The organism is Streptomyces sp. NBC_00414, assembly GCF_036038375.1.
Classification (GTDB): Bacteria; Actinomycetota; Actinomycetes; order Streptomycetales; family Streptomycetaceae; genus Streptomyces.
This window is the reverse complement of the sequence record NZ_CP107935.1, coordinates 3,661,779-3,676,110: the sequence shown is the minus strand read 5'-3', so window position 1 is coordinate 3,676,110 and position 14,332 is coordinate 3,661,779. Positions and strand designations below refer to the sequence as shown.

Below are 14,332 nucleotides of genomic sequence, written 5' to 3'. Positions count from 1 at the left end.
GCGCGGTGGACGGCCGGGCGGTGTCCGCACAGGTACGCGCTCCCTCCGCTCCATTCCGGCAATTCATCGTAAAAGTTCACGGCAGATGCAACCTTGCCTGCCGTTACTGCTACCTCTATGAGGGCCCCGACCGGACCTATCGGGACCGGCCGGCCACTACGCCGCCCGATGTGCTGGAACGGACCGCGTACCGCATCGCCGAACACGCGGCGGTCCACGGGCTGACTGCCGTCTCGCTGGTCCTGCACGGCGGTGAACCCCTCCTCGCGGGGGTGGAAACGCTCGCCCGCTTCACCACACGTGTCCGCCGGAGCGTCCCCCGCACCTGCACGGTGCACGCCACTGTCCAGACCAACGCCACCCTCCTGACCGGGCAGCGTGTCGATGTGCTCGCCCGCCACGGCATCAGCGTCGGCATCAGCCTCGACGGGGGGCTGCCCGCGCACAACGCCCGACGCGTCGACCACTCGGGCCGCCCGTCCTGGCCGGCCGCGGTACGCGGCGCGCGGCTGCTCGCCGACCACCGTCCGGACGCGTACGCCGGAGTGCTGACGGTGGTCGACCCGGTCACCGATCCCGTCGCCGTCTACGAATCCCTGCTCGCCCTGCGCCCGCCGGCCCTCGACCTGTTGCTGCCGCACGGGAACTGGTCGGCCCCGCCGCCCCATGTCGAGCCGGAGACGGACGGGAAAAGCGGTTCCCGGCCGGTGCGGACGCCGTACGGGGACTGGTTGTGCGCTGTTTTCGACCGCTGGTGGGCCGGGCGACGGAAGGAGACCCGGATACGTCTCTTCGAGGAGTGCATCGCCCTGCTCGCCGGGCTGCCCGCGGCCACCGAGTCGCTGGGCCTCGCCCCGTTCGACGCCGTGGTCGTGGAGACCGACGGAAGCATCGAGCAGGTGGATTCTTTGAAGTCCGCTTTCGACGGCGCCGCCCGGACGGGGCTCGACGTCTTCCGGAACCGGTTCGACGAGGCGCTGCTCCATCCCGGCGTCGCGGCCCGGCAGGCGGGTGCCGCGGGGCTGGGGGCCCGCTGCCGGGCGTGCCCCCTGCTCGCGGTGTGCGGCGGCGGCCACTACGCCCATCGCTACCGTGCCGGAGAAGGCTTCGCGAACCCTTCTGTCTACTGCTCCGACCTGCAACGCTTCATCCGGCATGTGGTCCGGCGGCTCACGGCGGCAACGACAGCCGCATCGGCATCGGACCGCGTCCCGGCCGAACCGGACGTTCACGGAGGAGACACGCCTTGATCCCGTCGGCGCTGACCGAGCGGGCCTTGAGCGAACTGGGCCGCACAGCAGGCGGACCCGACACGCTCGCCCTTCTGCAGAGAGATCAGTACGTACGGCGCCTGCTCCTGCTCCGGGCGATCCTGGACGCCGTCGAGGTGGCCGATCCGGAGGTGTGCCCCCGACCGCTGCGCGACCGGCTGAGGGAGGACTGGTCGTTACTGGAGGAGGCGGACAACGGGACAGGGGCGGAATTCCTGACACATGGTGAGGAAGGCGCCGGCCGCCGGTCCTCCGCCCTTGCCCGGCTCCTCCATCCGCTCGTCGGTCCCTGGGGCCGGAGCTGCCTGCGCGCACTCGGTGCCGTACCCGCCTCCCGTATGACGCGTCGACACCAGGCCGACACCATGCGCCGCGGGCTCGCCCACTTCAGTGCGCTCGCCGCCGCGGCCGCGGTACGGGCCGGGGTGCCCTTCTCCGTACGGCTGACCGCGACCGGCGGCACGTTGTACCTGCCGTCGCTCGGGGCGTTGCGTACGGCTGAGCCGGGGGAGGTGACCGTCGACGTGGTCCACCGTGACGGCCGTACCGTTCTGCGCCGGCACGGCTGTGCCGATGTCGTGGTGCGGGAGAGGAACGGAACCGGAACGGACATCGGCGTCAGTGCGGCCACACACTGCCCGGCCGGCTCCTGGGTTCCGGCCCGCAGCCTGCCGGGTCTGCTGCCCGGCTCCGCTCCCGTTCCCCTCGACGACCTCGATCCCTACCGCATGGTGCACGGCGACCTTCACCGCCAGGGGCTGAGCGGGCCGGCGACTCTTGGCGGGGCCGAACGAAAGCGGTGGCTCCGCTCCTGGGCGGGGGTGCTGCCGATGCTCCGGCTCGGGGGCGAGCACCGGGTCACGGAGGTCGCCGCGCTCCTGCGTTGCCTGGTGCCACTGGTCACACCGGCGGACCCCGGGGGGCCGGGGCGGGCGACGGGAAGCTGCAGCGGGACCCGGCGGGAGGCGTTCGGAGCCGTGCTCAGCAGCACGCCGCCGACCCCCGCCACCTTCGCGGCGACCCTCGTGCACGAGGTGCAGCACGCCAAGCTCGCCGCTCTCAGCGACATGGTGGTGCTGCACCGAGAAGGGCCGCAGGAACGGTACTTCGCTCCGTGGCGGCCGGATCCACGACCGTACGAGGGGCTGCTGCAGGGGGTGTACAGCCATGTGGCGCTCGCGGACTTCTTCCAGAGGTGTGCGCTGACCGTCGCGGCCGGCACCGGACAGCGGGAAGCGGCCTGGCGCGAGCACGCCCGCTACCGGGAGCAGGTGCGGGTGACACTGCCGGTGGTCGCGGGGGCGGGCTCCCTCACGTCGTCGGGGCGCCGGCTGGTCGATCAGCTGGCCGGTGAGTGCGAGCGGATGAGTGAGAATCCCCCTCCCGCCGGTGCGCGGATCCGAGCCGAAGCGGCCGTGAACACCGCTCGCGCGCGCTGGCTGCGCTCCCGTGCGCCCTCCGAATGAGCGAACAAATTGCGTGTCCGAAAGGATATTGCATACCCAAAAGAGTCACAATTGATAGGTAATTGGATGAAAAATGATACGCGTGGGGCGATGTGTTCAAGTTGTGTCAACAGGAGCGCTCGAAACGTCAACTTCCTTTTAAAAAAGGCCTGTTGGTGAGTTCCCGTATGCGTTACAGGCGTCTAGGCTGCACGCGTTTCGAAACGCGGGGGAGGCCGCTGCATGTCTGAAAGCCGCGCGTCGGCCGGAGCGGCTCACAGGCATGCCCGCGAGGACTCCGTCACGATCAGCTTCGCCGGTTACGACCGGGCCTGGGCGGCGTGGATCGGCCACGTGCTCGAACGCCGCGGGCTGCATGTCGTGTACCAGCGGTGGGCGGGTTCTTTGGAGATCCCGCTGTCGGACCACCTGCGGGACCTGAAGCTCGCCCGGGGACGCATCCTCATCATCCTCAGCAAGTGGTACTTCCAGCTCGGACCGCGGACGCACGAGGAGTGGAACATCGCGCTTCGTGAGGTGGTGGCTCCCGATCCGGAGCGGTTCGCCGCGGTTCTGGTCACCGCGGAACCGGTGCCGACGGCGACCGCCGTACTCGCCGCCACGGACCTGAGCGTGGGGTCGGAGGAAGCCGAGCGCCGGGTGTTCGACCGCCTCGACCGGCTGGACCTGCTCCGTCGGCCCGTGCCTGAGCCCCGTGCCGGCGCGCAGCGGGCACCGCGCTTCCCGACCGCCTCTCCGGAGATCTGGGGGCCGACGGTACCGAGCCGCAACACCCGTTTCACCGGACGGGAGGAGCTGCTGAACGACGCGTACGAGCTGTTGCAGGATGCCGAGACGGGCACGGGCGTCGTGACCTTCCACGGCATGCCCGGAGTGGGCAAGAGCCAGCTGGCCGCGGAGTTCGTGTACCGCTTCTGTCTCGAGTACGACGTCGTCTGGTGGGTGCGCGCCGAGACGCGGGCCGTCTACCGGCGCACCCTCGCGGAACTCGCGCCGAGGCTCGGGCTGTCCACCGGCGCCGACTACGGGGAGAGGCTGCGCGCGGTGCGTGACGCGCTGCGCCGGGGCACCCCGTACGTGAAGTGGCTGCTGGTCCTGGACGGCGCCGACGAACCGGAGCAGATCTCGGGTCTCGTGCCGACCGGCACCGGCCACGTCCTGATCACTTCGCGCAACCCGCAGTGGCGGGAACACAACAGCCGGCTGCTGGAAGTGCCGGTGTACGACCGCGAGGAGTCGGTGGCCTTCGTCAGCCGCCGTGCCCCGCGGCTGACCAGGGTTGAAGCGGGTCAGCTCGCGGAAGCGCTGGAAGACCTCCCCCTGGTACTGGACCAGACCGCCGGCTGGCTCAACGACTCCGACATGTCCGTCGCTCAGTACGTCGAGCTGCTGGCCGGCAACATCGATCAGAACGTGGTGCGCGTGTCCGCTGACTTCCCCATGCCCTTCCAGCGTGCCTGGTCGATACTGCTCAAGAAGCTGTACGAGGCGGTTCCGGAATCGGTTGACCTGTTGCGGCTGAGTTCTTTTTTCGCGCCGGGACTCATTCCCGTGAGCCTGCTCAGGAAGGTGTCGACCGACGGCCTGCCCGAACGGGTCACCAGTCTGCTGAAGGACCAGCAGGTGTGGGCGAAAGCGGTCGGACAACTGCAGCGCTATTCCGTCATCCCCGAGGAACCCCGGGCTGTCGAGGCCGAGGAAGCCGACGAGGTCGACGCCCCGGACGAACCCTTCTACCTGCACCGGATGGTTCACCAGATCGTGCGCCAGAACATGCCGGACGAGGATCGTGCGCTCTTCGTCGACGTGGTGCGACGGGCGCTGGTGACGGCTGACCCGAACAGCCCGGACAACCGCGGATCGTGGGACAGCTACGCCCAACTCGTGCCACATCTCAAGTACGCGGATGTACTGGGAAGCAAGGACCGCGGGGCGCAGCGCCTCATTCTCAACAGCCTCCGCTACATGTACAGCTCGGGTGAGTACGCGACCGGTATCGAACTTGGTGAGCGTGCCGTGGAGGCATGGCGCGCCCTGCTCGGTGAGAACCACCCGAAGGTCTGGGACGCGGCTCACCACTACGCCAACCTCCTGCGTGCGGTGGGCGACTACCAGCGCTCGGAAACCCTCGTGCGCGAGGCTGTGGAGTACCTGAAGGAGGCGCAGGGAGAGGATTCGTTGGCGTACCTGCGCGCGGTCAACGGGCTGGGGGCCGACCTGCGCGCGCTCGGCCGGTACGAGGAATCACTGGAACTCTCCCGGTGGTCCGCCCGGATGTGCCGCAGCTCGCTGAGCGAGAACTCCGTGACGACCTTGCGCGCCGAGAACAACATCGCGGTCTCCCTGCGCCTTCTCGGCCGGTACGAGGAGGCGCGGGAACAGGACCGGCGCACGTGGGAGGAACTGCGGGTGAAGCGGGGGCCGGGGCACGCGGAGACGCTGTGGTCCGAGAGCCGCTACGCGTTGGACCTCCGCCTGCTGGGCCAGTACAAGATGGCCGTATCGATCCAGCGGGAGAACGCACGTGAGTTGAGGAAAGCCGTAGGAGCCGACCACAGCTGGACTCTTCTGGCCGAGCACAACCTGGCACTGTGTCTGTACGACGGCGGAGACCGGCGAGAAGGCGGAGCACTCCTCGCCGGCCTGCGGGAACGCAGCGAGCGCGTCCTGGGGGAGACGAATCCGTCCACACTGATCATCACGTCCAGTCACAGTTGTTTCGTCCGTCGTCACGGTGAGATCGACGAGGCCCGTGCTTCCAGCGAATCCGTGCTCGCCCGCTACGAGGTGATGCTGCCCGACGGGCATCCCTGCATCGCGGGGGCCCGGGCGAACCACGCACTGGTCCTCCACGAGGTGGGTGAACGCGATCAGGCCCACGCATCGGCCGAACAGGCGCTGACAGGCCTGACCGCCGCCGTGGGCAAGGACCACCCCTGGACGCTGGGCTGTGCTGTCAACGCCTCCGCGGTACGCAAGACCATGGGAAACTTCGACGGGGCAGCCGAACTCAGCTCCGGCACCGTCGCCAGGGCCACCGAGACCCTGGGCCGCACTCATCCCCTGACCCTCTGCGCACGCGTCGCTCACGCGGACGACCTGCGGGGTCTCAGAAGCAGCCGGCAGGCTGACAAGATCGAGCAGGAAGCGCTGACGGACCTGACCGCCACTTTCGGCGCCCAGCATCCCCAGGTGGTGTCCGCCCGTTCCCGCAGACGGCCCTTCTGGGACTTCGAACCGCAGAACACCTGAGCCGGAGAAGTGAACTCTCCGACGTATACCTTCATATGCACCGGGGAATGAAGCCAGTTCCCGTCCGACAGCCGACAGTCAACAACCGCAGAAAACCGGAGAGTTGAACCGGGGGGACGTGTGGTGATTCTGGTGGGCCCCGTTCCGGCGGGCGCGGACGGACCCATTCCCGTCCAGGTCGAGGTGGATCTCGATCCGGGCGCCGGGGGCGGTCCCGACGGCGGCCTCGCGGCCGTCTACGGGGACGAGGAGGTCAGGGGGCGGGCCGCCCAGCGTGTCGTGGAGGTGGCCCACGACGCCTACACGGACGGGCTGGACCTGGCCCGGCGGTGCGCCGCGCAGGCCGTCGGCCGGTTCGCCGAACTGACGGACGACCTGCGGCCGGACGAGATCGAGATGCAGTTGTCCATAAAGGTCGACGCGGGAGTGGCGGCGTTGGTCACCAGCAGGGCCGAAGCACAGCTGCAGGTCACGTTCCGGTGGCGGACCGCCGCCCCGGCCGAGGCGTTACCGGGCAGCGAAGGGGGAACCGACTCGTGAGCCGTACGACCGGAGCCATACGCATCCTTCCCTACAGCCGTGTGGTGGGGCAGAACGACCTCAAGCTGGCGCTCGAACTGAATTACGTGGCACCGCGCATCGGCGGTGTCCTCATGGCCGGGGCGCGGGGCACCGCCAAGTCCACGATCGTCCGTGCCTTCGCGCTGATGGCGCACGCGGAGCTGCCCGTCACCCTACCCATCAACGCCACCGATGACCGGGTGGTCGGCGGCTGGGAGCTGGAGGCGCTGATGAGGGGCGAGGCCCGCCCCCAGCCGGGACTGCTCGAAGAGGCCGCCGGGAAAGGGCTCCTCTACATCGACGAGGTCAACCTGCTCGACGACCACCTCGTCAACGTCATCCTCGATGTCGTCTCCACCGGCGTGCTGTCCGTGCAGCGGGAGGGGCTCGCCACCGCCCGGCAGGTCTCCTTCGGCCTGGTGGGCACGATGAATCCCGAAGAGGGCTGGCTGCGGCCGCAGTTGCTCGACCGGTTCGGGCTCATGGTCGCCGCCCAGCAGCAGGACACGGAAGCCCGGCACCGGACGATAAAGACCGTGCTGACCTTTGACGAGGAGCACAAGAAGGACGAGTCGCCCTGGCTGGCCGAGGCCGCGCGGGACAACGCCGCCACCCGGGACCGGCTGCAGCGCGCCAGGGACCGGGTGGACACGGTGCGGGTCCCGGACGACGCGGTCCATCTGTGCGCCCAGGTGGCCCAGCGGGTGGACGCCGTCGGACAACGCGGGGAAATCGTGGCGACGCTGGCGGCCCGTGCGCTCGCGGCCCTGGAAGGCGCGGACGTTGTAGAGCCCGGCCACCTCAGGCAGGTACTGCCGATGGCGTTCCGGCACCGCCGACCCGAGACCGCCCACGGTGGCACGTTCGAGTGGGTCTCCGACGACGAGGCCCGTGTCAAGGACCTCTTCGACGCGGGCTGAGACAGACGATGTCCACCGAGCCGCCGAACGACATCGATCCGCGCACCGGCACCGAGCCGGAGCGCGAGGCACGACAGGAGCAGGGGGAACAGCCGGACGGCCTCGCGCTGCGCCTGTGCCGGGCCCTCGTCTGCGCCGCGATCGACCCCGCGCTCTGCAGTGTGCTGCTGTTCGACCTGGAACCCCAACTGCTCGACCCGGTGGCCCGCCTCTTCCGCCGCATCCTGGCCGGTGCGGGGCGGCCGGAAGCCCCGCTGGTCATGCTGGGCGCCACCAGCCGGGACGAGGACCTGTGGACCAGGGCCCTACTGCGACAGGAGGCCGACGGCATCGCCTTCCACATGCAGCCGGGTCCGCTCATCCAGGCGGACGACCGGCCCGGGACGCCTCCGCCCGTGGTCGCCGTGCCGGACCTGTGCCGTCTGAGCGTCGCCGGAATGCGCGCCGCCGTCCAACTGCTGGGTGCGGACGTGGCGGTGGTCGAGCACGCCGGGCTGAGCCGGACCGCCCGGCCCCGGGCCCGCTGGCTGGCGGCCTGCGGATCGGCCGACGCCGGCCGGGTCGGCAACCACCTGCTCGACCGGTTCGCCATCCGGCTGCCCGCCGCTGGTCTTCGGCTCCCCGACGTGGAGGGGCTGCTCGGCTCCCTGCCGCCGGACTGGCTCGACAGTGCCGCCCGGGCCGCCGGCGGACAGGACGCACCCGCCGTCACCGTGACCGACGAGGTGATCACCCACGTCGGCCGTCTCCTCGGTCCGGACACCGGCGTGCGCAGACAACTCGCCCTCGCCCGGCTGGCCCGGGCGCTCGCCGCATTGCAGGGAGAACAGACGGCCGGTGTCGCACACTGCGACGAAGCGGCCCGGCTCATGGGCCTGACCGCCACCGAGTCGCCGCAGCCGCCCGAACCGGAGCCCGGTCCGGCACGTCCCGCGCCGGTTCCGCGGCGCCCCGTGCCGCAGCCGAGCGGCGACACCGTGCGACGCGGACAGGGCGACCAGGCCGAGCGCCGTTGGGCCGAACCCGGGCAGACGCTGCTGGAGACCGAGCCGGCCGAGGGCGTCGGCAGTGCCCCGGGCGTCACTCCGGCGGTCTTCGGCACGCCCTATCCGGAGGACCGGGCGGACGTGCCGCCCGACTTCGCCCCGCTGCGCAGCCCGTGGCAGCGGACGACAGGCACGGACCCCCGGCGCGGAGTCGTCATCGGGTCACGACGGGCCCGGGACCTGAACGATCTGGCCTACGTGCGTACCGTGCGGGAGGCCGCGGTGCACCAGCGCGTCCGGCGTGCCGAAAGCTTCACGGTCACACCCGCCGACCTGCACAGTCATGTCCGGGCCGGAGCCCCGGAGCGCCTCCTGGTCCTGGTCCTGGACCATACGTGCCGCGGGGACTGGGACTGGCAGGACGCGCTCACCCCGTACCTCCAGTGGGCCTACACCATGCGTGCCGCCGTTCATGTCGTGGAGGTCGGCGGCGCGCGGGCGGCGGACGAACTGAAGGCGGAGTCCTTCGCCCTGCGCAGCGTGCTCGACCCGCGGCTCCTCGCCGCCCTCTACCGGCCGCCGGGCCGTGCGAGCCCGCTCGCCCACGGCATCGAACAGGCGGCACGGGCCCTGCGCCGTGCCTTCCGGCAGCACGGCAGCGGTCTCGCCGAGGCATGGCTGGTCGTGGTCACGGACGGGCGCGGCAACGTCCCGCTGCGCGCCAGTCACACGGGGAGGCTGGTCGGCCCGGTGGGCGCCGAAGGGGTGGAGGACGCGTTGGACGCCGCGACGGACGTCAGGGGCATGGACCGCACCCGGTTGCAGACGGTCGTGGTCGACGCGGGGCGCGAACCGTACGGGAACCTGCCCTCCGCCCTCGCGGGCATGCTGGGCGCCACCGTGGTCGAAGGGCGCGGCAGGAACCAGAGCACCGGCAGCGGCCAGGACACCGGCCGGGGAGGGGGTGCCGGTGAGTGGTGAGCCGCCGCGCGGTCCTCGCTGGCTGACGGGCGCGGGCAGCGCGATCCGCCGGACGCCCTTGTCCCGCCCCATGGACACCGTGCGCCGCGAGCTCCCGTCGCTGCTCCACCCGCTGCGTCCGCCGGACGCCCCGGTCGGCGTGGGCAGTGTCGACGCCAGGCTCCACGAGCGGCTGGAGGAGGGGTACGCGGTGCTCCGCGTCGACCGTGCCGCGGGCGCGGACGGACGGGACGGCTACCGGTTCCGCGGCTGGTGCGGCGACCTCAAGGTCAGCTGCGCGCCGGGGCCGACCCGGCTCACCGCTCCGGCCGTCGGCCTGGGCAACCTGACGCAGCACGGCCTGTACCCCTCCGAGATCCTGCGGGGGATCCAGCACTGGTCGGGGAACCAGGGCGAACTGGCCGCCTGGATCAACAGCGCCCGCGTCCAGCACGGCGACGCGCTGCGCCTCATCGTGTGGGACGACACCGGATACGAACTGCCGTGGGAGGCGTTCTGGGTGCCGCCCGACCAGGAACACGGCCTGCCGGGCGGTCTGCTGGGCGCCCTGCTCGTCCTGACCCGCTGGACCACCGTGCACGACGGCGACCAGGGCCTGCCGCGTCCCACCGGCGAGTGCCGCGGCAGTGTCCTGGCCTACCTCCACCGGGACATGACCGACGACTCGGACGTCTTCGCGCCGTACCTGCACCGGACGCATCCGGAGATGACCTCCTTCCTGCAGGCGCTCGACGCCACGGACCGGGAGGATCCCACCGGCCTGGTCTACATGGGCTGCCACGGCACCTACGGCGACGCCGTCATGAGCCTCACGCTCGCGGAGCGCACCTGGGCGGAGTACAACAGCGAGGGCATGCGGGTACTGGGCAGGGACCGGTCCCTGGTCTGCCTGAACGCCTGCCACTCCGGACGCTTCGTCAACAACCTCGGACAGGGCGAGAACGCACTGCGCGGATTCGCCGAACTCTTCCTGCGCAAGAGGGCGGGCGGCTGCATCGTCACTGCCGGCGAGGTGGGGGACCAGGACGCACGCGTGCTGATCAAGCGTCTGATGCGCCAGGTTGCCGGGCGGCCGGACCTCCCGGTCCCGGAGAGCCTGCGGGCCTTCAGGGCCGAGGCCCTGGGAAACTTCGGCGGCCTGGCGGGGATCCCGACAACGCGCAACGATGACGGTCACGTGGACGCGGTCGGTCAGAAGCGGGTCATGCGGCTGCTGTATGCCTTCACCTTCCAGTACTACGGTCATCCGCTCACCACACTGCGACTCGTCACCGAGAGAGGGCACAGCGCCTGGGGAGAGGGTTCGTGATGAACCTCGACGACCACACCCTCCTGATCGAACCCGTCGTGGCCTGGCCGCGGGAGGCCGAGACGCAGTGCGAGTACCTGGTCACCGTCGACCTGCGGGGCCCGCTGTCCGAGAACGGTGGCACGGGCGGCCACTGGCCCTACCCCGACGAGGAATTCACCTTCACCGTCGCCCTCGACGGCTCGCCCTACTTCGTCTGCACCGCCCTCGACGAGCCGAGTGTCGTCCTGCACCGGTTCGGCGGTACGTACGGACCGGTCCGCTTCCGGGTCTCGACCGGGCGGGCGACCGGACACGCGTCGCTGTGGCTGACGGTCAACAACCAGTGGGGCGTACCGGTCCGCAAGGCCGAACTGCTGTCGGAGATTCGTGAACGCGTGCCCGGCAGCGCACCGGCCGCCCGGCTGGCGGAGGTCATGCGGGAGCGGACGTCCGCGGCCGGCCTCGTGCCCTCCCCCCGGTCGCCGGAGCGATCCGGTGACCCGGTCGGGCCCGAGGACCGCACGGCCGACGACCGCCGCCGGCCGGTCGGCCGACGCACGTCCCCCGACACCCGGCCGGAACTCGTGCCGCCGGGCAGGCCGCGGCGACTGCGCACCGGACGGCAGACCGTCACGCTCAGCTTCTCGGGCGTCCACCGGCCCTGGGCCGACTGGATCGGGCACCGTCTGGAGCGGCGCGGCCACCGGGTCGTGCACCAGCGATGGGGCCCGCCGGCCGGTGTGTCCCTCGAGGAGTCACTGCGCGACCTCCTGCTGGCACCGGGACCCGTCCTGCTGCTCCTGAGCGACCAGTTCTTCAGGCTCGGCGCCCGCACGGCCCGGGAGTGGGACGCGGCCCTGCGCGCGGTCGTCTTACCGAACGCGCGGCGCATCGCGGCGGTGACCGTGGCCCCCTCGGCCCCGCCCACCGGGGCGGCCGTGCTCGATGCGGTCACGCTCCACGACGTGGGCGCCGAAGAGGCCGAACGGCGCCTCCTGGACCGCCTCGACCTGCCGTCCGATCCCTTTCCCGAGTCGTCCGACGACGAGCGGCCCGGCCCGGCCTTCCCCGTGCACACCCTCCGGGTGTGGGGCCGGGTTCCCGAGCGCAACGACCGCTTCACCGGCCGACTGCCACTGCTCAACACGGTGTACGAGGCGCTCCAGCGCGAGAGCCGGGTCACCCTGCACGGCCTGTCGGGCGTGGGCAAGACCCAGCTGGCCGCCGAGTACGCCTACCGCTTCTCCTCCGGTTACCACGTGGTGTGGTGGGTGCACGCGGGCAGCCGGGCCGCGTTCCGGCAGGGACTGGCCGACCTGGCCCCCGAACTGGGTCTGCCGACCGGGGCCGAGTACGGCGAGCGGCTGCGCGCGGTGCGGGACGCACTGCACCGCGGCGACCCGTATCCACGATGGCTGCTCATCCTGGACGGTGCCGACGAACCGGACGAGATCAGGGACCTCGTACCGACCGGCCCCGGACACGTGCTCCTCACCTCCTGCAACCCGGACTGGGGCACGCGTCCCGGCGCCATGGTGGAGGTCTCCGGCTACGAGCGTGACGAATCGGTGGCGTTCATCCGGCGGCGGGCGCCCCGTCTGACGGAGCCGGACTCCCACCAGCTGGCCGAGGCACTGGGAGACCTGCCCCTGGTCCTCGACCAGACCGCGGGCTGGCTGGAGGAGTCCGGTATGCCGGTCGCGGAGTACCTCGAACAGCTCCTGGCGGGGGACGCGGAGGGAGACCCGGGCCGGGACACCCTGGTCCAGGTGTCGGCGGACTTCCCGATGACCTTCCGGTCCGCCTGGACGTTCCTGCTCGACAAGGTCCGCGAGACCTCACCGGACTCCGTGCAACTGCTCCGGCTGTGCACGTTCTTCGCCCCCGACGCGGTGCCCGTAAGGCTGCTGCGCGGCACTCCGGCCGACGGACTGCCGCCGGCCGTCGCAAGGCTGCTGACGGACGATGTCAGCTGGGACCGCGCCGTCGAACAGCTGCGGAAGTACTCGGTGGTCCGGGTCGAGCACCCGCCGCAGGACCCGTCGAACGAGTTCCTCACCGTGCACCGGATGGTCCACCGCACCGTCCGGCACGACATGTCCCCGCGCGACTACGCGGACTGCGCCGAGGTGGCTCGCCGTGTGCTGGTCGGGTCGGACCCGGGCAGCCCCGAGGAGACCGGGGCGTGGCGGCGGTATGCCGAACTCGTCCCGCACCTGGAACACGCCGACCTGCTGGCGCGCACGGATCAGGACGTCCAGGAGTTCGTTCTGCACTGCCTCCGCTACCTCTACCTCTCGGGCGAGAACGACACGGGCGTCCGATTCGCCGAGCAGGCACTGGAAGTCTGGCAGGAGGGCCAGGACGAGCACTCCGAACGGCTGTGGGACCTCGGCCACCACTACGCCAACCTGCTGCGCGCCATGGGCGCGTACGAGGACAGCGAGATCGTGGACCGTGCGGCGGTCGAGGAGCACCGTGTGACCGGCGGCGTCCAGGGATACCGATATCTGCGTGCGGTCAGCGGCCTCGCCGCCGACCTGCGGGCGCTCGGCCGCTACGAGGAGTCGCTGCACCTGTCGGACGAGGTCTGCGGGGGGTATGCGCAACTGCGCGGGGAGGACCACCCCGCAACCCTCGGGGCCCAGAACAACAGGGCCGCCTCGCTCCGTCTGCTCGGCCGCTACGAGGAGGCACTGGAGATCGGCCGACGGGTGTTCGGTCTGCGCGGCGAAATCCTGGGCCCGCACCACTTCCTGACTCTCTACAGCGAACTCTGGTCCGTGATCGACCTCCGTCTGCTCGGCCACCACCGGGAGGCTCTGCAGATCCAGCGGGAGAACACGGCTCGGTGCCGGGAGGTTCTGGGCGACGACAATCCGCAGACGCTGTGGGCCGTCTACAACCTGGCCCAGTGCCTGTACCGCACGGACGACCACGGGGCCGCGGGGGAGCATTTCGCCACCGCGCGCGCCAAGAGCGAACGGGTCCACGGCAAGCGGCACTCGGCGACGTTGGTCTTCGCCACGGCCCACAGCTGTTTCCTGCGCGAACACGGAGACGTCGACCGGGCGCGCACACTCAGCGAACGCGCGGTCGGCCGGTACGAGCGTCTGCTCGGACCGGACCACCCGTTCGTCGTCGGTGCCCGGAGCAACCAGGCCCTCATCCTCCGCGCCGTCGGCGAACGCACACAGGCCCGCAACCTCGCCGAGCAGGCGCTGGCCGACATGACGAACGCCGTCGGACCCGACCATCCCTGGGCCCTCGGCTGCGCGGTCAACGTGGCGATGACGCGGCACCTCACCGACCGTGTCGAAGCGGCCGTCGCGTCGAGCCAGGACACGGCGGAACGGGCCGGCCGGGTGCTGGGCCCGGACCATCCGCTGACCCGGGTAGCCCGCCGTGCTCTCGACCTCGATCTGCGCACCTTGCGGGGTGAGGACATGCTCGACCCCATAGACCGGACATGCCTGTACTGGAACTTCGAACCTCTCAGCATCTGACAGAGGTGTCGTACGGCTGGGCATGAACGGAGGGCCCGCCCCCGAACCGAAGCTCGGGGCCGGGCCCTCCGGTCGTACGACCGCGTCCGTACGCTACG

Annotated in this window: 8 protein-coding genes; all 8 read left to right on the top strand. The window is 71.0% G+C overall.

Annotation, left to right across the window (positions count from 1 at the left end; translation table 11 throughout):
• Positions 1-20: 20 nt before the first annotated feature.
• The 8 genes from OHS59_RS15630 (at position 21) to fxsT (OHS59_RS15595) (ending at position 14,234) form a co-directional block, all read left to right on the top strand.
• Entirely contained in the window at positions 21-1,250 is a 1,230-nt protein-coding gene (locus OHS59_RS15630) for an FxsB family cyclophane-forming radical SAM/SPASM peptide maturase (RefSeq protein WP_328494010.1), read from the top strand.
• Positions 1,247-2,737, top strand: a complete 1,491-nt coding sequence (locus tag OHS59_RS15625; protein WP_328494009.1) for an aKG-HExxH-type peptide beta-hydroxylase — start codon at positions 1,247-1,249, stop codon at positions 2,735-2,737. The genes OHS59_RS15630 and OHS59_RS15625 overlap by 4 nt, the downstream gene beginning before the upstream one ends.
• 222 nt (positions 2,738-2,959) lie before the next feature.
• Positions 2,960-5,989, top strand: a complete 3,030-nt coding sequence (fxsT, locus tag OHS59_RS15620; protein ID WP_328494008.1) for an FxSxx-COOH system tetratricopeptide repeat protein — start codon at positions 2,960-2,962, stop codon at positions 5,987-5,989.
• Positions 5,990-6,109: 120 nt separating this feature from the next.
• Entirely contained in the window at positions 6,110-6,529 is a 420-nt protein-coding gene (locus OHS59_RS15615) for a CU044_2847 family protein (RefSeq protein WP_328494007.1), read from the top strand.
• A complete protein-coding gene (locus OHS59_RS15610; RefSeq protein ID WP_328494006.1) occupies positions 6,526-7,470 on the top strand; it encodes an AAA family ATPase in 945 nt (314 codons plus the stop codon). The genes OHS59_RS15615 and OHS59_RS15610 overlap by 4 nt, the downstream gene beginning before the upstream one ends.
• 8 nt (positions 7,471-7,478) lie before the next feature.
• Complete coding sequence (locus tag OHS59_RS15605) at positions 7,479-9,437, top strand: magnesium chelatase (protein ID WP_328494005.1); 1,959 nt, start codon at positions 7,479-7,481, stop codon at positions 9,435-9,437.
• Entirely contained in the window at positions 9,427-10,746 is a 1,320-nt protein-coding gene (locus OHS59_RS15600) for a hypothetical protein (RefSeq protein ID WP_328494004.1), read from the top strand. Before OHS59_RS15605 ends, OHS59_RS15600 begins: the two co-directional genes overlap by 11 nt.
• Positions 10,746-14,234, top strand: a complete 3,489-nt coding sequence (gene fxsT / locus OHS59_RS15595) for an FxSxx-COOH system tetratricopeptide repeat protein (protein WP_328494003.1) — start codon at positions 10,746-10,748, stop codon at positions 14,232-14,234. Before OHS59_RS15600 ends, fxsT (OHS59_RS15595) begins: the two co-directional genes overlap by 1 nt.
• Positions 14,235-14,332: the final 98 nt, after the last annotated feature.